Annotated in this window: 15 protein-coding genes; 8 read left to right on the top strand and 7 right to left on the bottom strand. The window is 63.8% G+C overall.

Annotated elements, in window-relative coordinates:
* Positions 1–9 precede the first annotated feature (9 nt).
* The 6 genes from recD to AACQ95_RS05240 all read right to left on the bottom strand — a co-directional run bounded on the left by recD (position 10) and on the right by AACQ95_RS05240 (position 10817).
* Complete coding sequence (gene recD / locus AACQ95_RS05265; RefSeq protein ID WP_241280863.1) at positions 10–2073, bottom strand: exodeoxyribonuclease V subunit alpha; 2064 nt, start codon at positions 2071–2073, stop codon at positions 10–12.
* The gene (recB, locus tag AACQ95_RS05260; RefSeq protein WP_241280862.1) at positions 2070–5702 is read right to left on the bottom strand and encodes an exodeoxyribonuclease V subunit beta; all 3633 of its coding nucleotides are present in this window, start codon (positions 5700–5702) and stop codon (positions 2070–2072) included. Before recB ends, recD begins: the two co-directional genes overlap by 4 nt.
* Positions 5702–9103 carry an exodeoxyribonuclease V subunit gamma gene (recC, locus tag AACQ95_RS05255; protein ID WP_241280860.1) on the bottom strand — a complete coding sequence of 1134 codons (3402 nt, stop codon included), beginning with the start codon at positions 9101–9103 and terminating at the stop codon, positions 5702–5704. Before recC ends, recB begins: the two co-directional genes overlap by 1 nt.
* A 231-nt stretch (positions 9104–9334) precedes the next feature.
* Complete coding sequence (locus AACQ95_RS05250) at positions 9335–9727, bottom strand: DoxX family protein (protein WP_241280858.1); 393 nt, start codon at positions 9725–9727, stop codon at positions 9335–9337.
* 40 nt (positions 9728–9767) lie between these two features.
* Positions 9768–10454, bottom strand: a complete 687-nt coding sequence (locus tag AACQ95_RS05245; protein WP_043141459.1) for a pirin family protein — start codon at positions 10452–10454, stop codon at positions 9768–9770.
* Between the two features lie 30 nt (positions 10455–10484).
* Positions 10485–10817 (bottom strand): hypothetical protein, encoded by a 333-nt coding sequence (locus tag AACQ95_RS05240; RefSeq protein ID WP_241280856.1) that lies wholly within the window; start codon positions 10815–10817, stop codon positions 10485–10487.
* Positions 10818–11074: 257 nt separating this feature from the next.
* Between AACQ95_RS05240 and AACQ95_RS05235 the strand changes: the two genes are divergently transcribed.
* Entirely contained in the window at positions 11075–11989 is a 915-nt protein-coding gene (locus AACQ95_RS05235; protein ID WP_043556051.1) for a LysR family transcriptional regulator, read from the top strand.
* Between the two features lie 438 nt (positions 11990–12427).
* Entirely contained in the window at positions 12428–13192 is a 765-nt protein-coding gene (locus AACQ95_RS05230) for a helix-turn-helix domain-containing protein (RefSeq protein ID WP_043141465.1), read from the top strand.
* 138 nt (positions 13193–13330) lie between these two features.
* On the opposite strand, the gene AACQ95_RS05225 is transcribed toward AACQ95_RS05230, so the two are convergent.
* Positions 13331–14149 (bottom strand): UTRA domain-containing protein, encoded by an 819-nt coding sequence (locus tag AACQ95_RS05225; RefSeq protein WP_181003729.1) that lies wholly within the window; start codon positions 14147–14149, stop codon positions 13331–13333.
* A 183-nt stretch (positions 14150–14332) separates the two neighbouring features.
* Between AACQ95_RS05225 and AACQ95_RS05220 the strand changes: the two genes are divergently transcribed.
* From AACQ95_RS05220 to AACQ95_RS05195, 6 genes are all read left to right on the top strand, one after another.
* Positions 14333–15379, top strand: coding sequence for an ABC transporter substrate-binding protein (locus AACQ95_RS05220; RefSeq protein WP_241280855.1), 1047 nt, complete (start codon positions 14333–14335; stop codon positions 15377–15379).
* A gap of 9 nt (positions 15380–15388) precedes the next feature.
* Positions 15389–16222, top strand: coding sequence for an alkaline phosphatase family protein (locus AACQ95_RS05215; protein WP_241280853.1), 834 nt, complete (start codon positions 15389–15391; stop codon positions 16220–16222).
* A complete protein-coding gene (locus AACQ95_RS05210; RefSeq protein ID WP_241280852.1) occupies positions 16222–17121 on the top strand; it encodes an ABC transporter permease in 900 nt (299 codons plus the stop codon). Before AACQ95_RS05215 ends, AACQ95_RS05210 begins: the two co-directional genes overlap by 1 nt.
* Positions 17122–17189: 68 nt before the next feature.
* Positions 17190–17966 carry an ABC transporter permease gene (locus AACQ95_RS05205; RefSeq protein ID WP_241280851.1) on the top strand — a complete coding sequence of 259 codons (777 nt, stop codon included), beginning with the start codon at positions 17190–17192 and terminating at the stop codon, positions 17964–17966.
* Between the two features lie 98 nt (positions 17967–18064).
* The gene (locus tag AACQ95_RS05200) at positions 18065–19072 is read left to right on the top strand and encodes an ABC transporter ATP-binding protein (protein ID WP_043556044.1); all 1008 of its coding nucleotides are present in this window, start codon (positions 18065–18067) and stop codon (positions 19070–19072) included.
* A gap of 65 nt (positions 19073–19137) precedes the next feature.
* Positions 19138–19797, top strand: coding sequence for an HAD family hydrolase (locus tag AACQ95_RS05195; protein WP_241280850.1), 660 nt, complete (start codon positions 19138–19140; stop codon positions 19795–19797).
* Positions 19798–19813 lie beyond the last annotated feature (16 nt).

Genomic DNA, 19813 nt, shown 5'->3' with positions numbered 1-19813 from the left:
TGTCACCAATCACTCCCCCAACCTCTCCGCCAATCCGGAATATCGCTCGGTCTTTTTCCGCACCGCCTGTGCCAGCAGGGCGCGATCACCGTAGAGATCGAGCCGTGCCTTGGCGCGGGTGATGCCGGTATAGACCAGCTCGCGGGTCAAAAGCGGGCTGGGGCTGTCCGGCAGCACCAGCACGGTGTGGGCAAACTCCGAGCCCTGGGATTTGTGGATCGTCATGGCGTAGACGGTCTCGTGGGGCGGCAGGCGGCTCGGCAAAAGCGCGCGCAGGGTGCCATCCGGCTGCTCAAACCATACCTTGAGCCGCCCGCTTTCATCGGGCAGGCAGAGCCCCATATCACCGTTGTAGAGGCCGACCCCGTGGTCGTTGCGCACCACCATCACGGGGCGCCCCACATACCAGTCCCCATCGCGGGCGATCAACCCGGCCCGTGACAAGGCCAGTTCCAGCCGCTCGTTAAGCCCCAGCACCCCGAACGGACCGTCGCGCAGGGCGCAGAGGATCTGGAAGCTGTTGAACGCCTTGAACACGGCGGCGGGATCTTCCCCCGCGCGGGCCGCCTTCAGATAGCGGCCGTAACCGGCCACCCCCTGGGCAATCAGGGCGTCGTAGGCCTCCCCCGCCCAGGGGTGCAGGCTGATATCCCTAAAGCCCATGCCCCAGACCGATTCCACCGCAGTGGCATCGCCGCTGTTGCAGGCGCGCGCCAGCTGGCCTATGCCCGAATGCTGATCGAAGCGCCAGCTCTTGGAAAGCAAACAGAGGCTGTCGCGCACGGGTGCCCCAGCGGGCGTGCCCTGCAAACGGTAGCCGGTCTGGCGGGAGAGCCAATCCGCCTGCGCCGGGCTGATGCCCTGTTCGATAAAGCTGCAGATATCGCCGAGCACGGCCCCCGCCTCCACCGAGGCGAGCTGATCCTTGTCGCCGAGCAGGATCAGGCGGGCGTGGCTGGGCAACGCATCGAGCAGGCGCGCCATCATGGGCAAATCGACCATGGAGGCCTCATCCACCACCAGCAGATCCAGGTGCAGCGGGTTGCCCGCGTGATGGCGGAACTGGCTGCGCCCCGGGATCACCCCGAGCAGCCGGTGCAGGGTACCCGCTTCGGTGGGGATGGCTTCGACCCACTCGGGGGGCAAGTCGAGCGCCTGCAGGGCAGAACCGATACTCTCGGTGAGACGCGCCGCCGCCTTGCCGGTGGGGGCCACCAGCCGGATCGCCGGCGCCTTGCCTGCTTGCAGGCCTGTCTCCACCAGAATGGCGAGCAGTTTGGCAACCGTGGTGGTCTTGCCGGTGCCGGGGCCGCCGGAGATCACCGCGAAGGGGCGTGCCGCCGCCGTGGCCGCCGCCAGCTTCTGGCCGTTGCAGCAGAGCGCCTCGGGCACCAGCGCATCCAGCTTGCTCAAGTCGCTGGCAGCCTGGGCAACCGCCAGCAGCGCCTCTATGGCGGGCCAATCCACCTCGTGCGGGAACACCAGATCGAGATACTTCTCGATAAAGTGGCGGGGCGAGAAGTCAAGGGCGAGGCGGGCTTTGAGCAGGGCCGCGAACACCAGCCCGTAGTCGCGGGCAAACAGCCGCGACAGGGCCGGGGCGATCTCCGGCCATTCGGCGCGTTCACTCAAAGTGCGCAGATGGCGGGCCACCCCCAGCTCAAAGTCGTGGTAACGGGTGAGGTAGAGGCGCCCGTGCCAGAGCCGCAGCGGCCAGCGCGGGGCGAGCCCCTCATCCTGTTCCGTACCAACCAAGGGACTCTCTGCAAACAGGGCGGGCCAGCGGGCCGGATCCGCCAGATCCAGCAGCAGATCCCGGCTCTGCTGGGGATCCAGCCCGAACGGCCGCAAGGATCCTGCTGCCAACATCTCAAGCGGCAAACAGACATGGCCGCGCCCCAGCTCGAAGCAGGTGAGTGCCGCCCCCAGCACCAGCTCGGGGCTGCCGCCAAGATCGGCCACCAGCTTGGCAAATTGCAGATCCAGCTGGCGGATGCGCCCCGTCAGTGCCAGTGCTTTCAACCGTTCGATCATGATGGCGCTGGTCGCCGTGCTGATCATGGTGTCGCTCATGCCTCTACCTCGTTCAATGCGTGGGATCCCGCTGCTGGCGGCTCACTGTCTTCGCTAAACAGCCGATCCAGCCCCAGTACCAGTTCACGGCTCGGGCGGGTGTGGAAAATGCCCCCCTGCGGCATGCCGCGCAGGAACAGATAGAAGACACCGCCAAAATGCTGCTCGAAATCGTAGCCCGGCAGGCGCAGGGCGAGCAGCCGGTGCAGCGCCAGCGAGTAGAGCTGGTATTGCAGGTCGTAGCGGTGATCACACATGGCCCGCTCCAGCGCCGGACGGCTGTAATCGGCCGGGCTCATGCCGAGGTGGTTCGATTTGTAGTCGAGCAGATACCAGCGCCCCTGCCACTCGAACACCAGATCGATAAAGCCCTTGAGCATCCCCTGCACGGTGGCAAAGCTCAGCGGCTTGTTGCCCCGCGACAACGGGTCGTGCTGCTGGCAGAGCGCGGTCAGCGCAGGTGCCGTCACCCGCCCCATGGGCAGGAAGAACTCCAGCTCCACCTGCTTGCGATTCGCGCTCAAGTCCCGCAGCCGCACCGGATCACCAAAGCCGGTATCCAGCGGGGTATCGAGCACAGCCTCCACCTGCTGTTGCAGCACCTCGGCCCAGCTTTCGTCGAAACCATCCTGCGCCAGCAGGCTGGCGATATGGTGCGCCAGCGACTCGCCGCCCGCGCTCTGGAAGTCGATGGTCTCGAACAGGCTGTGCAGCAGGGTGCCGGGGCGCGCCCCTTTCGGGAAGGTGAAGATGGAGGGCTGGGGCGCTGCCACCTCCCCCGATTCGGCCAGCAAGGCAGCGCTCGCCGTCTCGGTCACTACCTCGTCATCGAAGCCGGGATTGGCCAGTACCCCCTTGCTGTGACCATTTCCTTGCGCCGCCAGCCCGGAGTAGGAGCTGATCCACCAATCCCGCTCGAGGGAACCGGTAAAGCGGCGCACCTGCGGCTCGCCCAACGGCTCCTCTTCAGGCGGCAGCGGGGCCGGACGGGTGAGCGAGGGCTCACAGACCACCACCCCGGGCAGCGCCTGCGACAGCTCGGTGAGGGCGGTCGCCAAGGTTTCGGCATCCCCCTCTTCGCCCTTTTGCAGCAGATAGCCGATGGCGGTGTGGTGCAGGTCCGTCTTCTCCGACTTGCCGTTGCCAGAGCGCACCGGGGCCAGCCCCAGCCAGGTGGCGTAGACGCCCCGGGTCAGCGCCACATAGAGCAGCCGCAGATCTTCGGCGAGGCGCTCCTTGTCAGCTTCCGCCAAGGATCCCTCGGCGCCGGTCAAGTCGAGTATGGTGCGATTGCCTGCCTCGTCCGCCTCGTGATAGAGCGGGGTCTCGGCAGTTCTGTGGCTGCAGATGAAGGGCAGGAATACCAGCGGGTACTCCAGCCCCTTGGATTTGTGGATGGTGACTATCTGCACCAGCTTGCGCTCGGATTCGAGCCGCAGTACCTGCTCAGCATCCTGCCCGTTGGGGCGGCTCACCGCCTCCCCCAGCCAGCGCAGCAGGGCGTATTCCCCATCCAGCTCGCTGCTCACCTGTTGCAGCAGCTCACCGAGATGGAGGAAGTTGGTCAACCGCCGCTCGCCGTAGGGGCTCGCCAGCAGAGAGGAGGCGAGATTGCGCCTGTGCAGCAGGGCCCGCAACATGGCCAGCACACCGCGGCGGTGCCAGATCTTGCGGTACTCCATAAACTCCTGCACCGCGCTCTCCCAGGCCCGCTCGTCGCTGGCCAGCCCATCGAGCGCCCTGGCATCCAGATCAAACAGGCCAGTGGCGAGCGCTGCCCGCAGGCTGCGCTCTTCGCTCGGGTTCTGGCAGGCGTGCAGGATCAACAGTATCTCCCGCGCCTCCACCTGCTCCAGCACGCTCTCGCGGTTCGACAGGTAGACGGACGCGATGGCAAGCCGCGCCAGCTCCTGCTGCACCAGCTTGCCCTCGGCGCCGGTGCGCACCAGCACGGCGATATCCCCCGCCTTAACCGCCTTGTCGCCTATCTGCGCCTTGCCCTCGCGGGCCTGGGTCAGCAGGCGGTGGATCTCGGCGGCCGTGGCGCGGGCCATCTTGCTCTGGTAATCCCCCCGATTGAAGGTGGGCTGGCCGGTCAGCTGCCAGCAGTGGAGCACGGGGGCGGTGGCGCTACCCAGCAGCAGCGCCTTGCTCTTGCCCTGCGCCTCTACCGGCAGGAAGGGGATATCCGCCTCGTAGATAAAGGGATCTTTTGCCCGCTCGAACAGGCCGTTGACCGCCCCCACCAGCGCACTGCTGGAGCGCCAGTTGCGCCCCAGGGTGTAGTGGGCGCTCACATTTCGCCGCGCCTGAATGTAGGTAAAGATGTCGGCGCCGCGAAAGCCGTAGATGGCCTGCTTGGGGTCACCGATCATCAAGAGCGCCGTGTCGCTATGACCACCATAAAGACGGTGGAAGATACGGTACTGCTGGGGGTCTGTATCCTGGAATTCATCGATCATAGCCACCCGGTAGGTGGCGCGAATGCGCTCGCACAGCCGCTCGCCCAAGCTGGAGCCGAGCGCCCCGTCGAGGTCTTTGAGCAGGTCATCGAACGAGAGCTGATGGGCCTGCCGCTTGCTGGCCTGCATCCGGCTACGCACCACTTTGGCGGCCCGTTGCAGGATCAGATCCCGAATACCGGGGCGGCTCGCCAGCAGCTCGTCGATCTGGCTGAACAGCGGCAGGGTCGGTGGCGCCTTCCCCTTGTTCAACTTGGCTTCCAGTGTCTCCTGGCCGAAGCGCTCGAGATCCTTGGGCAGCGCGTAGCCGCTCCCCTCGTCCTGCGCCCAGTCGCTTATCTTGGCGAGCCAGCCTTCGTAATTCTTGCCGGTATAGAGCTTCATCTGCCCCTCGGTCTGGCGGCGGATCTCGTCCATCTGCGCCAGCCAGGCATCTTTCACCGCATCGATACGGGCCATGGCCGCCTGATGGCGGGCGGCGAGGGTCTCATCCCCCAAGGCCGGGTGGATCTCCAGCTCGCTGTTGTCGAGCCAGCTGCTCATCTCCCGCAGCAGGGCGGCGGGGCTAGGCCAGAGCGCGCGCACCGAGCCGGCCAGGGTCTTGTCCACCGGATAGAACTCGGCGCGCCAGTAGTCGCTCACCGCCTGCAGCCTGAGCTGGCTGTCGTCGGTGAGAAATTCGGTTTCAAAGAGGGCGCCCGACTCGAAGGCGTTCTGCTTGAGCATCCGCTGGCAGAAGCCGTGGATGGTGAAGACAGCCGCCTCGTCCATCTGCCGCTCGGCGGCCAGCAGGCGGCGGGCCGCCAGCTCGTGATCTTCCACCTCGATCAGCAGCTGGGCCAGCAAGTCATCCTTGCTCTCACCCCGCATAAAGGCGAGCCGCGCCTCGTGGATGCGGGCGCGGATCCGTCCCCGCAGCTCGGCGGTGGCCGCTTCGGTAAAGGTCACCACCAGGATTTCGGTCACCGACAGCGGCCGCTCGTGAGCGCTGGACTGACCGGCATCGGCCCCCTCTTCGCCACTGTCTTGTTCAATAATCGGGCCGTGGCCCAGCAGCAGGCGCAGGTAGAGACCGGCTATGGTGTAGGTCTTGCCGGTGCCGGCGGAGGCCTCGATCAGTCGTTCACCGTGGAGGGGAAAACGCAGCGTATTGAGCGGGTTGGCCATTATTGCAACTCCTCCAGGGCCTGGTGCAGCGGGGTCAGGTGTTCGCGGGCCAGCGCCTGCAACTGGGCCAGCACGGCCTCATCCAGTTCGGGGAAGCAGCGGGCGACGTAAACGTCCTCCCCTTCGCCATTGACCATGTAGCCGCCGTTGAAGCGGGTGAGGGCCGCCTTGTCGGCCGCCTCCGGTTTGTCCGGATCCTTCTCCATCGCCTTGAGCCAATCCCAGGCGGTGTTGGGGAAAAACGGCAGCGGCCGCTTCATCCCCTGGGCCCAGAGCGCCACCAGGGCCGCCAGTCTGGGGCGCGCCTCGTCGGCCGAGAGCTTGGGCAGTCGCAGGCTCTGCTTGGCATCGAACAGCAGGGTGTCGCCGGGGGCACTGCTCAGGCAGAGGCAGAGGTGCTGGATCCAGCCAAGCAGCAGATCCTTGCCGTTGAAGCTGCCGGGTTTCACCACCAGCAAGCGTCCCTTCTGAGTGTCGATCCACCCCTGCAACTGGCCCTGTGCCAGCGAGATATCGATCTCCACCGCCTGTTTTTCACTGACCCAGGGGCGCAGACGCTCCGCCAGCTTGCCCATCTCGGCATCCAGATCGTCCAGCAGCAGGCTGCCGAACCAGCCTTGCGGCAGCAGGCCGGTGAGCTGCAACCGCTCGCGGCGCACCGCACTATCACCCTCAGCCAAGTGAGCACCGAGCAGCAGGTCTTTAAGCTGATAATGTTGCAGACCGTCCAGCTCGAACGGCTCGCTGTCCTCTATGTTGGCTTCGTTCAACTCGAACCACACCTTGAGGCGGCGGTTGAGGAAATACTTGGTGGGTTGACGATAGAAGCGCAGCAACTCGGCCAGCTCCAGCCCCTGCTCCTTGCCCCATTCGGGAGGCAGCGGCAGCTCGCCGCTCTGGAAGTTGGCGGCGCCGCGCACCGGATTGAGGGCGGGCAGCCAGTCGGCAGCATAGGTGAACAGCCGTGAACCCGCCTCAGGATGGAAGTAGTTGCGGCTGTAGGGGGTGAGCGGGTGCGGCACCATCAGGTGCTTGAGCAGTCGCTTGCCGGAGGTCTCGTCGTCGAGGCTCTCATCCCCCGCCAGCACGAAACCCTGACGCACATAGTCGATCAGCTCGGCCAGCAAGACAGATGGCACCTTGTCGCTGTTGTCCTGGGCGCTGAAGCCCTGATAGCTGATATAGAGCCCCTGCTGGGCGCTGAGCAGCGCCTCGAGGAAGAGGTAGCGGTCGTCATCCCGGCGGGAGCGATCCCCGCGCCGCGAAGCCACCGCCATCAGATCGAACCCCATGGGGGCCAAAGTGCGCGGATAGACGCCGTCGTTCATGCCGAGCAGGCAGACCTGTTTGAAGGGGATGGAGCGCATCGGCATCAGGGTGCAGAAGTTGACCTGACCGGCGAGGAAGCGCTGGCTAGAGCGGGACTCCCCCAGCACGCTGCCGAGGTAATCCTGCAGCAGGGAGGCCGAGATGGGCTGATCGAAGCGAGCCTCACCGAGCTGGGTCTGCCAGTCGGCCAGCTGACTGCGAATGAGCTGCAGCTGACGCTCTTCCTCCTCACCGGCCAGATAGAAGCGCTCCAGCAGCGCCAGCAGGCAGGCATTCCACTGTGCCAGCGGCTGCGCCTGTTGCAGCCGGGGCAGGAATTCGGCCAGCGAGTCGACAAACCAGGCGAGCTTGCCAAGCGCCAGCCCCTGCTGCCCCTCGATCTCTGCATAGGGCAATATGCTGGCCAAGGGCCCCTGCTGCCCCCCCATACTGTCGGCACAGGGCAAGATACCCGCCACCGGCTCGCCATCCCCCATGGCAAAGCCGAGCAGCATGCGGCGCAGGCCGAACAGCCAGCTGTTGCCGGACATGGGCGGCAGATCGAAACGGGCGGGGTAGCCGTCGTCCAGCCCCCAGCGGATGCCGGTCTCCTGCACCCAGACCCTCAGCTGGTTGAACTCGTCGTCATCCAGCTCGAAGCGGCGCAGCACGGCGGGCACCTCGAGAATGGCCAGCAGCTCGCCCGCCCCGAAGCGGGCGTTGGGCAGCTTGAGCAGGGCGAGGAAGCTTTGCAGCAGCGGGCTCTCCTGACTCGCCGCCCGATCCGACACCGCGAAGGGGATCTGGCCGCGCGCGCCGAACACCGCCTGAATGTAGGGGCCGTAGCTGTTCACGTCCGGCATCATCACCACTACGTCTTTCGGGTTGAGGGACGGGTCCTGCTCGAACAGCGCCAACAGGCGGTCGTGCAGCACCTCGAGTTCCCGCATAGGGCCGTGACAGGCGTGGATCTGCAAGGATCCATCCGCCGGATCGATCGGGCTCTTGTGGTGGCTGGCGTCGAGATCGAACTGCCCCCCCCCCCGTTCGGCCAGCTCCAGCACATCCTTCTGGATGGCGCGCAGCAGGCTGACATTGCCTTTGGCATCCAGCTCGTCGATATCGACGAAGGCCTCGATTTGCGGCACCTCCAATTCCATCAGCTGGTGCAGGTAGTCGCGCCCCAGCTTGCCCATGGAGGCGAGCAGCGGGTTGGCGGGGCCCTGCAGGGTCTCGATATCCGTACCTGGCTTGAGCTTGTTTTCGAGGCGCGCCAGGGTTTTGCGATCGAGCAGATCGCCCCAGTAGTAGCGGCAAGGGGTGGTGACGAACAGGTGCACCTCCACCTCGGGTCGGCTGCCGAGGGCCTGCAGCGCCTCCACATAGCGCGGCGGCAGCGCCGAGATGCCGAACACAAACACCCGCTGCGGCAGCTTGCCCGGCAGATCCAAGGTGCGCGCCAGCTCGTGGATAAACTCCTCGTAGAGGTTGGCTCTGTGGTAGCCGCTCGGGGAGAGCGCCAGCGTGCGGGCCACCAGCTCGCGCCACAGCTCGGGCTGCCAGTCCTGACCGCTCACCCCGGCCAGCTCTTGACTCCCTGTTCCGACAAGTCCCTCCCCCTGTTCCCAGCGGGCGATCCAGTCCGGCCGGTAAACCAGATACTGGTCGAACAGATCCGCCACCTTCTGGCAGAGCTGCCACAGCCGCACCTGTTCTGGATCCCCTGCAGGATCGTGCTCATCCCCGCCCAGATAGGCGGCGAGCGGTGCGAAGGCGGGCCTGCCCAGCAGGGCGGGCAAAATGGTCATCAGCTGCCAGCTCATGGCGCCCTTGTTGTAGGGGCTCTGGCGCGGCACGTCCGCCAGCACCCGGGTGAACATATCCCAGATGAAACTGGCGGGCAGCGGGAAGTCGATATTGGCGGCGATGCCGAAGGCCTTGGCCAGCTCCAGCTTGAGCCACTGGGCCATGCCCGGACTCTGCACCAGGATCTGCTCCCGATCGAAGGGGTGAGAGAGAGGAGCCTGCCGGATGCGGCTCACCAGCAGCTCCTTGAGCAGATCCAGCTGATTGGAGTGGTAGAGGGTAAACATGGACGACTCCCGCCAATTCAAATGAGGGGTGGGTGCGAGAAAAGGTGAGTCATTCCCGTCACTTCACACGAAATGGGATTGTCGGGGATCGGGGGGTAAGATGCAAAAGGCGCTTGTTGCCGCAGATCACGTCGCCATCATGCGGGGCGGGAAAGGGTCAATGGCGGGCATAAAAAAGCCGGTGCTGCTGCACCGGCCAAAAGGCGTTGGAAAACTCTCACTATCCGGGTATTACCAGTTCTTGCCGAGGCGGGCATCCAGACTGAAGGCCCCTGTACCGGCCGCCGCCAGGGCCAGGAAACCACCGGCCACGGAGACGTTCTTCATGAACATCAGCATCTGCATCTGATCCGCAGGCTGATAGTGGAAAATAAAGGCGGCCATCAGGGTGAAACCGGCCATCAGCACAGAGATGCTGCGGCTGAACAGACCCAGCATGATGGCAAGGCCACCACCCAGCTCCAGCAGTATCACCAGCGGCAGAATGAATCCGGGCACGCCCATGGCTTCCATGTAACCCTGGGTACCGGCATAGCCGCCGATCTTGCCCCAGCCTGCAATCACAAACATCAGTGCCAGCAGTACGCGACCCACCAGCAGTGCCACATCTTTCATCTTGTCCATTTCAAACTCCTCGTTGTATGTCAAATCACCGCTGACTGCTTCAGGGTAGGTCAAATAACAGGGCTTGGCTGGCACTCATTGCCACCAGATCCCATTTGGGTTCATCACGACTGAGTACCCCGTCGCCGGGTCGGGCAGCCAGACCGTTGGCGGTCAGCTCCCCTGAAATCATCTGCAGGTAGCCGTGTCGGCCGGCCAGCGCCCAGGCGAGGCTCTCACCGGGTTCAAGCTGCAACCGCCAGACGCGGGCCTGCTGGCGGATCCTGAAGGATCCCGCTTCGCCATCCGGTGACGCCACCAGCGTCAATCCCGGGTTGGCTTCAATCTTCTTCTGCTGATAGCCGGGGGTCGTGCCGTGTTCGTTCGGCTCGATCCAGATTTGCAGCAGGGAGAGCGGCTCGGTCTGCGAGGGGTTGTACTCGCTGTGCCGGATGCCGGACCCTGCGCTCATCAGCTGGAAATCCCCTGCCGGGATCTGCTCGGCGTGGCCGAGGCTGTCCTTGTGCTCTATGGTACCTTGCAGCACGCAGGTCAGGATCTCCATGTTGGCGTGAGGGTGAGTGGCGAATCCGCCACCCGGTGCCACCAGATCCTGATTGATGACCCGCAGCACCGAATGCCCCATCCAGTCCGGGTCGTAGTAGTGCCCGAAGGAAAAGCTGTGGCGCGCATCCAGCCAGCCGAAGTTGGCCTTGCCGCGCGCTTCTGCGGCTCTCAATTTCATCATGGTGTGCTCCTCACGTACCGATACGGTTGATTAACGCTGCTTGCCGCTACCGATGCCGAACGGAATGCGGTAGTCGCTGCTCTGATCACCCAGGCTCACGGTCAGGTTGCCCTGGGTGCGGCTCGGGATCTGTACCTGCTGGCTACCCATCAGGTTGGCATGCACTGAGGCAACCAGGTCGCCAGACTCGTCACGCACTTCCAGCATGGGATTGCCCTTGCCTTCCACCGCGGCACTCGCGTGCCAGTTCACAAACAGCACACCCGGCGCGGCGTTGAGGTCAGCGGGAACGGAAGCCTGAGCAAAGCCGGCTGTCATCAGGCCTGCAACGGCCAGCATCTTGATTACGTTTTTCATGTTCATTCACTCTCTTGGTTTTTATGTCATTGCCAAGGCCGGTTCGGCCAGAATCAATGCATCCATGCAAGAGGTTATTCAAATAGTGTGTTGTTCTTTTACCGACATCAGACATCACTCTTTGTGATGCCTCAGCCCGGAACTACTGTTTATTTGGCCGCTTGGCCTTCCTGCCTAAGCGTTGATTGAATATTAAAGACACTTGGCCTAAGTTGTTAGCGAGATAAACTGGCAAACATGTTCAAAAAAATTGAAGGTATGAAATGGCCAAGGAATCGAACAAGGAACGGGCGCTGACCCTGGAAGCCATACGGGTGCTGGACGCCATCGATCGCCGTGGCAGCTTCGCGGCGGCCGCCGACGAGCTGGGCAAGGTCCCCTCGGCGCTGAGCTACACGGTGCAGAAGCTGGAAGACGAGCTGGACGCCATGCTGTTCGACCGCAGCGGCCACAGAACCAAGTTCACCCCGGCCGGCCGCATGCTGCTGGAGCGGGGCCGGGTGCTGCTGGAGGCCGCCGAGCATCTGGTGGGCGAGACCCGGGCGCTGGCCCGTGGCTGGGAGACAGACATCACCATAGCCGTCGATGCCCTGGTGCCGCTGCAGGCGCTCTATCCCCTGGTCGAAAGGCTGGCCGAGCTGACGGATACCCGGCTCAGGTTTCGCGCCGAGGTGCTGGCGGGCAGTTGGGAGTGTCTGGAAGATGGCCGGGCCGACCTGCTCATCTCCTCCCTCAACCCCGACATCATGCTGACCGGCATCAAGCATCAGGCGCTGCAGGAGGAGGTGATGCTCTACGTCGCCCACCCGGATCACCCGCTGCATCAGGAGCCCGAGCCCCTGGCGGACGAGACGCTGCGCCGCTACCGCGCCATCGCAGTGGCGGACTCTGCGCTGCGCAAGCCGGTGCTCACCTATCGCCTGCTCGACAAGCAGCCACGTCTCACCGTCAGTACCATGGCGGAGAAACGTGATGCCCTGCTGGCGGGGATAGGCGTCGGCACCATGCCGCTGAGCTGGATAGAAGAGGACATCAAGGCGGGCCGCCTCAAGGTGATCAGCCCCGAGTATCGTCACCAGATCCAGGTCGTACTGGCCTGGCGGCGCGATACCATGGGCAAGGCCAAGAGCTGGCTGGTGCGGGAGATCCCCAAGCTGTTTCCCTGCAAGGGGGAGTGAGGCCGGGGAGCCTTAGCCATGACGGATGGAGGCGGCGATCGCCTTCGCTTGACGGCGGGCGCAAATTCGGGGAAAAGAAAAAAGCGGACCTCTTGCGAGTTCCGCTCAATGCCAGGAAAGAATAAAAACCTTGCGGTTTAAAAAACCCTTAAATTGGAAGCAAACAATCGATTTCTCAACCAGGAAGGTCTTGAATCCGATTCGTTTTGAATTATGCGCGATGTTTTATGCGCCACCAGCAAAATGTTGAATGGTTGAAGGATATGCACCGCAGAGTATCACTATCTGCAACCTTCACACTTGACTGGTCTGGCCATTTCAACCGATTACGACGGGTTTATTTCCTCTGGTTTTTTTAAGTGTCAGTATCTGAGCCCATAACTAAAAAAGAACCCAGTTTCTGACACAACATAAAGATGCAGATAAAGGAATAGTTGCATGACCTACAGCCAGACCCTGGCCAACAATATTCTCGACACCCTGAAGAAGACCCTGACCGACAAGGGGATCCGCTATCAGACCCTGGCAGAAGCCATGGGGGTCTCCATCGCCACCATCAAGCGGATGATGAACAAACCCTCCCTGCCGTTCGATACCCTGCTGGAGATCTGCCACCTGGTGGGGCTCTCGTTCGAGGAGCTGCTGGACCGCACCCAGGATGCCCAGAGCCGCCGCGCCGTCTTCACCCAGGAGCAGGACGAGGCATTCCACAAGGAGCCGGGCCTCTACGCCTTTCTCGCCAACATCTTCTGGCGCGACAAGACCCTCATCGATCTCAAGCGGGAGTACGGCCTGACCGATGCCTCCTGCTACCTCTACCTGCGCAAGCTGGAGAAGCTCGGCATCTTGCAGCTCGGCATAGACAACAGCTACCACTTCCTCATCAGCGAGCGCATCAGCTTCGAGCAGCACAGCCGCTTCGCCCGCCAGCAGGCGCGCCAGGCCATGTCAGTGCTGGGGGACTATCTGGTGGAGAACATGCACAAGTCCAACAACTACATGGCGCTGTGCCAGCTCCATCTGGGTGAGAGCGAGGCCATGGCGCTGATCGAGCGGATGAAGGAGTACTGGCACCAGGAGCTCAAGCTCAACCGCCCCGCCATCGGCCAGCGCGAGGGCAGCAAGACCTACACTATGTCGCTGCAGCTGGCGGACTGCGGTTACCAGAGCTTCGACGACCTGATCCCCAATATCGACAACTGATCCCGGCGGATCCTGCGGGATCCGTCTGCTTTGGTCAGCTCGATAGCGGCAATTCAGATCGTCTTGCTGCCATCGGCTGCAGCACGCGCATATCCCGACAGATACCTGTCGCCATTGTGCCTGCCAGTGCGCGCTGATTCATTGTGACTCCGCCATATGGGGACATTTTGAGGGGCTGAATGCAGGCGACAGCGCCCGGGTGTCGAGATGAATTCGTATGGCATCCGGCCGCCAGTGCTCGATATCGCAATCCACCAGCCCCCCTCGCTCGTCATAGTTGACCCGCACCAGCCGCAGCACTGCGCTCCCTTCCGCCAGATTGAGGGCGCGGGCGATGGCGCCCCGCGCCGCCGAGGGGGTGATCTCCAGGCTGGCACCGCCCTGGCCTATGCCATAGTGCTGCTGATAGAGCTCGGTGAGTGAGCTGGCCAGCGGCGCGCTGGCGATATCGGGGAAACGGCTGGCCAGCAGGTGGTGGCTGACGTGGAGCACGGGTCGACCGTCGATCAATCGCTGGCGGCGGATCTCGTAGAGCGGGGTGAAGGGATCCAGCCCCATCCAGCGGCACAGCTCGCTGCTGGCAAGCGCACTGCCGTGGGCCAGCACCCGGGTCTCGGCAATGCGCTGCTGCTCGCCGATCCACTGGTGAAAATGGGTGTGGATGGCAGGGTCGTAGGTGAGCCGGGGCGGCGCCACGAACCAGCCGCGCCGCTCGGCCCGGTAGATGAGGCCGTCCGCCTCCAGGCTGGAGAGCGCCTCCTTGATGGTGATGCGGGTGGTGGCGAAACGCTCGCTCAAGGCCCGTTCGGCGGGCAACTGTTGCCCAGCCCCCAGCTGGCCGCTGCCGATATAGCGGCGCAGGGTCTGGCAAATCTGTTCGCACTTGGAGGGGCTGCGGCCAGCGGCCACACCCTGTTCGCTCAATCGCTCTGTCACTGTCACATCCCTGTCGGTCATTCCGGTTTGCGTCCGCCTGGAGTAGACCAGCGGCTGTCGGTCCTGAGTTGTAACCGCTGTGGATGACAGTGCCGTGACAGGGCGATTGTCATCAAACTGCCATCAAAGCGCCCCGCCACCGTCATATTTCCCCTCTAGCATCCCTCTCGAACCTTAACTGACCTAGTCCAGAGGGATGGGATGATGAAAAGCGTGATCGCAAGTGCACTGGCCCTGGTGGCCATCAGTCAGCCACTGTTTGCCGCCGAGAACATCGCGGATCTTGAGAAAGCCGCCCGCGGTGAAGGCCAGCTCAGCAGCATAGGCATGCCCGACAGCTGGGCCAACTGGAAGGACACCTGGCAGCAGCTGGGCAACATCTACGGCATCAAGCATCAGGATACCGACATGAGCTCGGCCCAGGAGATCGCCAAGTTCGCCGCCGAGAAGGCCAACGCCACCGCCGACATCGGCGACGTGGGCGGTGCCTTCGGCCCGGTCGCGGTCAAGCAGGGGGTCACCCAGCCCTACAAGCCCTCCACCTGGGCCGATATTCCGAACTGGGCCAAGGACGCGGACGGCCACTGGATGCTGGCCTATACCGGCACCATCGCCTTCCTGATCAACAAGGATCTGGTCAAGGCCGCCCCCACCAGCTGGCAATCCCTGCTGGGCGGCGACTACAAGGTGACTCTGGGTGACGTGGGCGTGGCCTCCCAGGCCAACAACGGCGTGCTGGCGGCGGCCTATGCCACCGGCGGCAGCGAGAAGAATCTCAAGCCCGCCTTGGAATTGTTCGGCCAGCTGGCCAAGCAGGGTCGCCTGTCGCTGAACGACCCCTCCATCGCCAATATCGAGAAGGGCGAGGTGGAAGTGGGCGTGCTGTGGGACTTCAACGCGCTGAACTACCGCGACAAGATAGACCCCAAGAAGTTTGATGTGGTGATCCCGAGCGACGGCTCCGTCATCGCCGGCTACACCACCATCATCAACAAGTGGGCCAAGAACCCCAACGCCGCCAAGCTGGCGCGGGAATACATACTCTCCGATGCCGGTCAGATCAACCTGGCCCGTGGCTACGCCCGCCCCATCCGCAGCAACGTGGTGCTGCCGGACGATGTGAAAGCCAAGCTGCTGCCCGCCGAGCAATATGCCAATGCCAAGCCGGTGCAGGATCATGCCGCCTGGGAGCAGAGCTCCAAGGCCCTGCCGCGCCAGTGGCAGGAAACCGTCATGATCAACATGCAGTAAGGACAGCCTGTGCAACACAAGGTGATAGTGGTACTTGTGGATGGCCTGTCTGCCGAGGTAGCCCACACCATGGGCTACCTCACAGGCATGGTGGAGGCAGAGCGCGGCCTGTATACGACCCTGAGCTGCGCCCTGCCCTCTCTCTCCCGGCCCCTCTACGAGTGCATCCTGACCGGCGTACCGCCAGTAACCAGCGGCATCACCCACAACGGGGTGAGTCGCCTGAGCCAGCATGAATCCATCTTCCATCTCGCCCGGGCCGCGGGCAAAAGCACCGCCGCCGCGGCCTATCACTGGGTGAGCGAACTCTATAACCGCAGCCCCTGGCTGGCGCTGCGGGATCGTTACACCCATGACGAGAAGTTGCCGATCCAGCACGGCTGCTTCTACTGGGATGACAACTACCCCGACAGCCACCTGCTGCTGGACGGCGAATGGCTGCGCACCCAGTACGACCCCGACTTCCTGCTGATCCATCCCATGGGGGTGGACGATGCGGGCCACAAGTTTGGCCTGGATTCTCGCCAGTACCGCAACCAGGCGCGCCGCATGGACAGCCTGTTGGCCGATCTGCTGCCCCAGTGGCTGGCAGAAGGGTATCAGCTGGTGGTCACCTCGGATCACGGCATGAACGAGGATCTCAGCCACGGCGGCACCTTGCCAGAAGAGCGCAGCGTGCCGCTCTGGCTGTTTGGCGATGCCTTTGTGGCCCAGTGGCCGGAGGGCGCGACGATCGCCCAGACCCAGCTCTGCGCCCTGATGGCCGACTTGCTGGGCATTCCCCACGACAAGCCAGCCGCACCACAGCTGCTCAAGGCGGCCTTTATGCGCGAGGTGCACTGATGATGCCTGCCACCACGAGGATCGCGGCGGATCAACCCGTGAAGATCCTGCACGGAGCCCGCCGCCACTGGCTGCCCGCCCTGGTGCTGCTCCCCTTTATCCTGCTGATGATGTTGTTCCAGCTCGCCCCCATGGTGTGGGTGCTGGTGGGCAGCTTCCAGACCCCGGATGGCTGGGGCATCGACCATTACCGGGAAATTTTGGGCTCCCCCTTCTACCTGCAATCCTTCACCAACTCCCTGCGTATCGCCGGCATAGCCAGCCTGGCGGGGCTCGTCATCGGTACCCTGGGCGCCGCTGCGCTGCGCCACAACGGCGAGCGGGTGAAGCGGCTGCTGCTGGCCTTTGTCACCATGACCGGCAACTTCAGCGGCGTGCCCCTGGCGTTCGCCTTTATCATCATTCTCGGCATCAACGGCGCCGTCACACTGCTGCTCAAATCCTGGGGCTGGATCGACGGCTTCAACCTCTACTCGGGGTCGGGCCTTATTCTGATCTACACCTACTTCCAGATCCCGCTCGCCTTGCTGCTGCTCTATCCGGCGTTCGATGCGCTGCAGGATGACTGGCCCCAGGCCGCCGCCCTGCTGGGCGCCAGCAAGAGACAATACGTGTGGCACGTGGCGCTGCCTGTGCTCACTCCCGCCCTGCTCGGCACTCTCATCATCCTGTTTGCCAACGCGGTGGGGGCCTATGCCTCCGCCTACGCCCTCACCACGGGCAACTTCAACCTGGTGACCATCAGGGTGGCCAGCCTGGTCTCAGGCGACATCTTCCTCGAGCCCAATCTGGCGGCGGCGCTGGCGGTGATCCTGATGGTGCTGCTGGGAGTGGTGACGGCCGCCAACCAGTGGCTGCTGAAGAAGAGCTATGTGAACAAGGGGCAATCCCATGCATGACCTGACACCGTGTTCTGGATCGAACAAGCTGGGTGCAGTTGGCCCACATCATGGCGGGAGACGACAAGATGCATGACCTGACGCCGCGCTGGCCCAGATGGGTGCTGGGGGCGCTGGTCGCCACCCTGCTGCTGCCGCTGCTGGCCACCTTTCTCTATTCGATCTCCACCCGCTGGGGGGCGACCCTGCTGCCAGACGGCTTCACTCTCGACTGGTATCTCAAGCTGTGGGGCGACCCGCGCTTTCTGGCGGCGTTTGGCCGAAGCCTATTGGTCTGCTTCGCCACCCTGCTGCTCGGAACCCTGGTGCTGGTGCCGACCGTGCTGGTGGTGGCCTACTACTTCCCCAGGCTGGATCCCTGGATGAACCTGCTGATCCTGCTCCCCTTCGCGGTGCCGCCCGTGGTCTCCTCGGTGGGGCTGCTGCAGATCTACGCCGACGGTCCGCTGCCCATAGTCGGCACGCCCTGGATCCTGATCGGCACCTGGTTCACAGTCGTGCTGCCCTTCATGTACCGGGCGCTGGCCAACAGCCTGCAGGGTGTACCGCTGAAAGATCTGATGGATGCCGCCCACCTGCTGGGGGCCAGCAGTGCCCGTGCCTTCGCGCTGGTGGTGATCCCCTGCCTGCGCAAGGGGCTGCTGGCGGCGCTGTTTCTGTCGCTCTCCTTCCTGCTCGGGGAGTTCGTGTTCGCCAACATGCTGGTGGGCACCCGTTACGAGACACTGCAGGTCTACCTCTACAACATGCGCGCCACCTCGGGCCACTTCACCAGCGCGCTGGTGATGAGCTACTTCCTGCTGACCCTGCTGCTCACCTGGGCGGCAAACAGATTCCATCGGTGACGCGCCATGATCCACCGGACAACCCGCACCACACCGACCGACTCCATACCGCCCCCAGCCTGGGCTGGCCCATTATTCGCTTTCATCGGTGACCAACCATGTTCCATCTAGAAGTAACCCAACTGCACAAATCCTACGGCGAGACCAAGGTGTTCGAGGGGATAGAGTTCGGCATCCGCAAGGGGGAGCTGGTGACCCTGCTCGGCCCCTCAGGCTGCGGCAAATCCACCCTGTTGCGGGCGCTGGCCGGGCTCACCCCGGTCGATGGCGGTCAGGTGCGGGTGGCCGGTGAAGAGATCACCTGGCAGGCACCCCAGAAACGGGGCATCGGCATGGTGTTCCAGAGCTATGCCCTGTTCCCCAACATGACGGTGTGGGACAACGTGGCCTTCGGCCTCAAGATGAAACCCCAGCCGGGACGGGAGCTGGCGGCCAGCGTGCAGGAGGCCTTGAGTCTGGTGGAGCTGGATGGCTTAGAGCGCCGCTATCCGAGCGAGCTCTCCGGTGGCCAGCGCCAGCGGGTCGCGCTGGCCCGCGCCCTGGTGGTGCGGCCAAGGATCCTGTTGCTGGACGAGCCGCTCTCGGCCCTCGATGCCCGCATCCGCCGCAGCCTGCGCTTGCAGATCCGCGAGATCCAGCAGCGCCTCGAGCTTACCACCATCTTCGTCACCCATGATCAGGAAGAAGCGCTGACCATGTCGGACCGGATCTTCCTGATGAACAAGGGATCCATAGTCCAGAGCGGCACGCCTGAGCAGATCTACACCCGCCCCGCCAGCGAGTTTGTGGCGAGCTTTATCGGCAACTACAACCTGCTGAACGCAGAGCAGGGCAAGTCCCTGTTCGGCCCCCGTTTTCAGGGCAAGCTGGCGCTGAGGCCGGAGTCCATCACACTGCTGCCCGCAGGGGCGACCAGTAGCGAGCCCAGCCTGCCCGGCATAGTTCGCCAGCAGCAGCTGCTCGGCAACGTCATCCGCTATCAGGTGGCGTGCGAGGCGGGACTCTTGACGGTGGACTGCCTCAACCGCTCGGCCCGGGATCTGCTGCCGGCAGGCACAAGTGTCACTCTGGCGGTGGCCCGGGATCAGCTGTGTGAGGTAGCATAAGGCCATGTATCCCATTCTGTTTTCGGCCGGCATCAAGATGCCGGCCACCAACCCAAGGAGCCGTCATGGCACTGGCACTGTTTGATCTGGACGAGACCCTGATTGCCGGGGATTCCGCCAGCCTCTGGCTGGAGTACATGGTGGCCCAGGAGCTGGCCCCGGCGGACATGATTGCCGAGGAGCAGGCCATGATGTCCCTCTACCATCAGGGCAAGATGGACATGCATCAGTACATGGCCTTCACCCTGCGGCCGCTGGCGGGCAAGTCGCGCCAGTGGCTCGGCCAGCAGTGCCAGCACTTCGCCGAGCAGGTGCTGCGGGCGCGCATCTATCCGGAAGGGTTGGCACGCATCGAGTGGCATAGGGAGCGCGGTGACGAGCTGGTGCTGATCTCCGCTTCCGGCGAGCATCTGGTGGCCCCCATGGCGCAGATGCTGGGGATGGATCACTGCGTCGCCATACTGCTGGATGAGGAAGAGGGCATGCTGACCGGCCAGACTCGCGGCACTCTCAGCTTTCGGGAAGGCAAGGTGGCCCGCATCAACCAGCTCTTCACCGGGAACGACAACCTCTGGCAGGAGAGCCACGGTTACAGCGACTCCCACAACGACCTGCCACTGCTGCGGGCCGTGACCCATCCCCATGCGGTCAATCCGGCTCCCGGCCTGCGTCAGGTCGCCGTCGAGCAGGCCTGGCCCACCCTGGACTGGCAGTTGGTCGGCTGATCGGCTGAATGAAGAA

The organism is Aeromonas sp. MR19, assembly GCF_963899305.1.
Lineage (GTDB): Bacteria > Pseudomonadota > Gammaproteobacteria > Enterobacterales > Aeromonadaceae > Aeromonas > Aeromonas bestiarum.
This window is presented reverse-complemented; position numbering and strand designations above follow the sequence as displayed.